Annotated in this window: 4 protein-coding genes; 3 read left to right on the forward strand and 1 reads right to left on the reverse strand. The window is 58.5% G+C overall.

Annotated elements, in window-relative coordinates:
• Positions 1-699, forward strand: a 699-nt coding sequence (locus tag QZ517_RS19465) for a metallopeptidase TldD-related protein (protein ID WP_294230531.1), incomplete at its 5' end; no start/stop codon positions are given.
• Between the two features lie 128 nt (positions 700-827).
• Entirely contained in the window at positions 828-1,970 is a 1,143-nt protein-coding gene (dprA, locus tag QZ517_RS19470; RefSeq protein ID WP_294230534.1) for a DNA-processing protein DprA, read from the forward strand.
• 12 nt (positions 1,971-1,982) lie between these two features.
• On the opposite strand, the gene QZ517_RS19475 is transcribed toward dprA, so the two are convergent.
• The gene (locus QZ517_RS19475) at positions 1,983-2,426 is read right to left on the reverse strand and encodes a hypothetical protein (protein ID WP_294230537.1); all 444 of its coding nucleotides are present in this window, start codon (positions 2,424-2,426) and stop codon (positions 1,983-1,985) included.
• A 125-nt stretch (positions 2,427-2,551) separates the two neighbouring features.
• Here QZ517_RS19475 and topA point away from each other — a divergent pair, with 125 nt between their 5' ends.
• Positions 2,552-5,158 carry a type I DNA topoisomerase gene (topA, locus tag QZ517_RS19480; protein WP_294230542.1) on the forward strand — a complete coding sequence of 869 codons (2,607 nt, stop codon included), beginning with the start codon at positions 2,552-2,554 and terminating at the stop codon, positions 5,156-5,158.
• Positions 5,159-5,354: the final 196 nt, after the last annotated feature.

The raw sequence follows: 5,354 nt of genomic DNA on the forward strand, positions 1-5,354 counted from the left end.
GTGCTTGGCCCCGGCTGGCCTGGCATCTTGCTGCACGAAGCGGTGGGCCACGGCCTCGAAGGCGACTTCAACCGCAAAGGCAGTTCCAAATTTGCCGGTATGATTGGTCAGCAGGTCGCCTCCAAAGGCGTGACCGTGATCGACGATGGTACCATCGCAGATCGGCGGGGCTCCATCACAGTGGATGACGAAGGCACACCGTCTGGCAAGAATACCCTTATTGAGGACGGCATTCTGGTCGGTTACATGCAAGATCGCCAAAATGCCCGCCTCATGGGTGTCGCCCCCACCGGCAATGGTCGCCGTGAAAGCTACGCCCACGCGCCGATGCCGCGCATGACCAACACTTATATGGAAGCAGGCGACGCAAACCCCGCCGATCTGGTTGCCTCGCTGAAAGACGGGATCTACGCCGTCGGCTTTGGCGGCGGGCAGGTTGACATCACAAATGGCAAGTTTGTGTTCTCGTGTACCGAGGCCTACCGCGTGCAGGACGGCAAGGTCGGTGCGCCGGTAAAAGGTGCCACATTAATAGGCGACGGTGCCACTGCCATGACCCAAATTAAAGGTCTGGGTAACGATATGGCGCTTGATCCGGGCATGGGAAACTGCGGAAAAGCCGGCCAATGGGTGCCGGTTGGTGTCGGCCAACCCACTGTTTTGATGGATGGATTGACGGTTGGCGGCGCGGCTACTTAAGGCGAAGCTGTCTAAAATGTGAGGGGAATTCGTATTATTTGGTCAATTCTCAATTTTTTCCTGTTTGGTTTACGTGCTGTTAACCACTGAAAGATTAATACTTGTCTTGCAAGCAGGCGGAGTTGCGGATGACCGAAGATCGAATTTCTTCCACTCACCCCCAAATCCCACCCACCACGGAGGAAGCGCGATTGACGCGGCTTCGCCTCTTGCGATCCCGACGTGTCGGGCCAACAACATATCATAGATTGATGCGGGAGCATGGATCGGCGGAGGCGGCCCTAAACGCCCTGCCCGACATAGCAAGAACTGCTGGCGTGCCCCGGTACACCCCAACATCAATCGACGACGCAAAACGCGAACTGAATGACGGCCGTGCTCTTGGAGCACGGCCTCTTTTCTTTGAAGACACCGACTACCCGGCCCTACTCAAAGAAATCCCCGACGCGCCGCCATTGCTTTGGTGCTTGGGAGACGCAGCACTACTCAACTCGCCGACAGTGGCCATCATCGGCGCTCGCAATGCGTCCTCTCTAGGCTTGCGCATGGCCAAACGCCTCGCCACTGATCTCGGTGCCGCGGGGCTCACCGTTGTCTCTGGCCTCGCCCGTGGCATTGACGCCACCGCACATGCCGCTGCGCTGCAAACCGGCACCATCGCTGTTTACGCCGGCGGTCTCGCCCGGCCCTATCCGTCTAAGAACCTCGACCTCGCGGAGCAGATCGCCGCTCAAGGCCTGTGTATCTCAGAACAACGCCCGGACATGGAGCCCCGCGCCCGTCACTTCCCGGCCCGCAATCGGATCATCTCCGGCCTTGTGCGGGCTGTGGTTGTGGTTGAAGCGGCCTCCAAATCCGGCAGTCTCTTAACAGCCCGCATGGCACTCGACCAAGGTCGCGATGTTTGCGCAGTACCCGGGCACCCGTTTGACGCCCGCGCCTCCGGGGCCAATTTCCTGATCCGCGACGGCGCCAGCTTGGTACGCGGTGCTGAGGATGTCCTGGACGTGCTCAACACACTGCCTTTGCGCGCTCCGCCTGTGGCAAAGCAGCCGAAAGAGCCGCCACAAACTCGCCCGCACCGCAGCCTGCGTGACACCGCAGCCTTACACAGCGAAATCCTGCAACGCCTCGGTCCCTCCCCCGTCAGCGAGGACCAACTGGTGCGAGACATGGTGATGTCCTCGTCCGAAGTCACGCCTGTGCTCTTGGACCTCGAAATGGACGGCAAAATCACCCGCCTTGCTGGCGGGCTGCTCTCTAAAACCTAAAATGCGAGATACTTAGTGGCACCACTCCGTCAACACAGGGCCAAACGCCGCACAATACGCCGGCGACGCCCACCAGGCTTCACTGGCCGAAAGTGTGTATTCCACCGCCACCCACATGTTGCCGGATTTTTTGTACATCACATCAATGTAAGGCTCTTCCCAGTCCTCAAAAAAGGCGCCGCCCATGCGTTGCGAGATTGGCGTTGCGTTCAAGTCAATCTTTGCCCCTCCGGGACGCTGCGCGTAAAGCCGACCGTAGCCCACGTCACCCGCCACGCGCAGGTCTTTGACCACAAACTGCACTGGCGCGCCGAGCCGCCACTCTGCAATTGGGCGGATCGCACTCATCAGATCTTTGCGTGTCTGCGTGCCCCGCGCAGGCTCTTGCCAGCTCTGCGCAAGCGCAGTTCCCGCCGCAGCCACCGCCAAAACCCCTGCCAAAATCAAACGCTTCATTCTCGTCTTTCTCCCTTTGCACCGCGCTCTTTGTCACGCGAATTTCCGCTATGCATTGACAATACCCCCTTTCGCCCCACATTTTTCGCCGCCATAAGGCTCGCGCCGAGTCGAGAGGAAAATGAATGCCAGTAGTTGTCGTAGAATCCCCAGCCAAAGCCAAAACAATTAACAAATACCTTGGCTCGGACTACACGGTATTGGCCTCTTACGGCCACATCCGGGACCTGCCCGCCAAGAACGGCTCGGTTGATCCTGACGACGATTTTGAAATGACATGGGAGATTGGCAATTCCTCCCGCCCGCACGTCAAAGCCATCGCAGACGCGCTCAAAGACGACAACGAACTGATCCTCGCAACCGACCCGGATCGCGAAGGCGAAGCGATCAGCTGGCACCTCGAAGAAGCCCTGCGCAAACGCCGCGCCATCAAAAAAGACACCAACGTGTCGCGTGTGGTGTTCAACGCAATCACCAAATCCGCCATCACCGAGGCGATGAAAAATCCACGCCAAGTGGACCAACCGCTGGTCGACGCCTATCTGGCCCGTCGTGCGCTTGACTACCTTGTGGGCTTCAATCTCTCCCCGGTGCTGTGGCGCAAACTGCCCGGCGCGCGCTCTGCGGGCCGCGTGCAATCCGTCTGTCTGCGCCTGATTGTGGAGCGTGAAACCGAGATTGAGGCGTTCAACGCCCGTGAATACTGGTCGGTAAAAGCGCAGCTCTCCACCCCACGCAATCAACAGTTTGAAGCCCGCCTCACAGTGCTGGGCGGCGAGAAGCTCGACAAATTCTCGCTGGAAAACTCCACCGCCGCGGAATTGGCTGTTCAAGCCATCCAAAGCCGCGACTTGTCCGTGGCCCGTGTCGAGGCCAAGCCCGCCTCCCGCAACCCGTCTGCCCCCTTCATGACTTCGACCTTGCAGCAGGAAGCCAGCCGCAAGTTTGGCATGGGCGCCAAGCACTGCATGAGCACCGCTCAACGCCTCTATGAGGCCGGTTACATCACCTATATGCGGACCGACGGTATCGACATGGCGCCTGAAGCTGTAGAAAGCGCCCGGGACGCCATCGAGACCCTCTACGGCAAGGACTACGTTCCGGCCAAGCCGCGGATTTATAAGAACAAAGCCAAAAACGCGCAGGAAGCGCACGAATGTATCCGCCCCACGGATATGATGCGCAAACCCGCCGATTTGAAGGTGTCTGAGGACGATCAGCGCAAGCTTTATGATCTGATCTGGAAACGCACCCTGGCCTGCCAGATGGAAGGCGCCCGCATGGAGCGCACCACGGTTGATATCGCCTCCGCTGATCAGCAAATCGAGCTGCGCGCCACCGGTCAGGTGGTGATGTTTGACGGCTTTATGCGCGTTTACGAAGAAGGCCGCGACGATCAGGTTGTGGATGATGAGGATGGCAAGCGCCTGCCGCAGATCATGCAGGGCGAAGCCATGGCCAAAAACGCTGTCTCCCCCGAACAGCACTTCACCCAGCCGCCGCCCCGCTACACCGAGGCAACCTTGGTCAAACGCATGGAAGAGCTGGGCATCGGCCGCCCCTCCACTTACGCCTCGGTGATCACCACCATCCAAGACCGCGACTACGTACGCAAAGAGAAAAACCGCCTGTTCCCAGAGGACAAAGGCCGGATCGTGACCATCTTCTTGGTGAATTTCTTCCGCAAATATGTCGGCTATGAATTCACCGCCAACCTCGAAGAAGAGTTGGATGACGTCTCCGCCGGTGATCGCAACTATAAAAACGTGCTGTCGCGTTTCTGGAAAGACTTCCACGCGGCCATCGCCGAAACCAGCGACCTGCGCATTTCTGAAGTGCTCGACATCTTGGATGCCTCGCTTGCGCCCCAGCTGTACCCGGCCCGTGAAGACGGCACCGACCCCCGTGTCTGCCCAAAGTGTGGCGCTGGCCAGTTGCACTTAAAAACCTCTCGCACCGGCGGATTTGTTGGCTGCGGCAATTACCCGGAATGCAACTACACCCGCCCGATTTCCGGCGAAGGTGCCGAAGGCTACGAAAAAGTGCTCGGCGAGGACGCAGGCGACGAAATCCACCTCAAATCCGGTCGCTTTGGCCCCTATGTGCAGCGCGGCGAAGCCACACTAGAAAACAAAAAGCCACCACGCTCCTCCCTGCCAAAACAGGGCAAAGAGTTCCTGCCCGGTTGGGGCCCTGAAGAGCTGACTTTGGAGCAGGCTGTGACCCTGCTAACTCTGCCGCGCGAAATTGGCATGCACCCCGAAGGCGGCGCCATTGCCTCCAACCTGGGACGGTTTGGCCCCTACATCATGCACCAGCTGCCCGATGAGGAAAAACCGGTCTACGCCAACCTCAAAGAAACGCTCGACGTGTTTGAGATCGGCATGAACCGCGCCATGGAGATGATCACCGAGAAGCGCAACAATCCGGGCCGTGGCCGCCGCGCCGCCGCCAAAGCTTTGCGCGAACTGGGCGAACACCCGGATGCCGGCGGTCCCGTCAACATCATGGACGGCCGCTATGGCCCTTATGTGAAATGGGAAAAAGTCAACGCCACGATCCCGAAAGAGGTCGAGGTCAAAGACGTGACCATGGAACAGGCCATGGAGTGGATCGTCGAAAAAGCTGGTAAAAAGCCCGCCAAAAAGAAAGCTGCTGCCAAGAAAAAACCAGCGGCAAAAAAGAAGGCGCCAGCCAAAAAAGCCGCTGCCAAGAAAACCAAAAAAGACTAAAGGTCAGGCCCTATCATGGCGACGTTATAGTGAATGTCGCCAACTGCCTGCTTGCGGCCCTATTGCCGCATGGACTGTTGTTTCTTCCGAAAAGGCTCCCGAAGATGTTTTCGGGAGCCTTTTCCATAATCCACGTCATCTAAGGCAGCAATGCGGGACGAAGCACCCTTTAGATGAAACTGGACCAATGTCTGCT

Source organism: uncultured Shimia sp. (assembly GCF_913054185.1).
Lineage (GTDB): Bacteria > Pseudomonadota > Alphaproteobacteria > Rhodobacterales > Rhodobacteraceae > Shimia.

Coding starts and splice junctions, on each gene's coding strand:
- QZ517_RS19475 (WP_294230537.1), bottom strand. CDS start 2,426: ATGAAGCGTTTGATTTTGGCAGGGGTTTTGGCGGTGGCTGCGGCGGGA.
- dprA (WP_294230534.1), top strand. CDS start 828: ATGACCGAAGATCGAATTTCTTCCACTCACCCCCAAATCCCACCCACC.
- topA (WP_294230542.1), top strand. CDS start 2,552: ATGCCAGTAGTTGTCGTAGAATCCCCAGCCAAAGCCAAAACAATTAAC.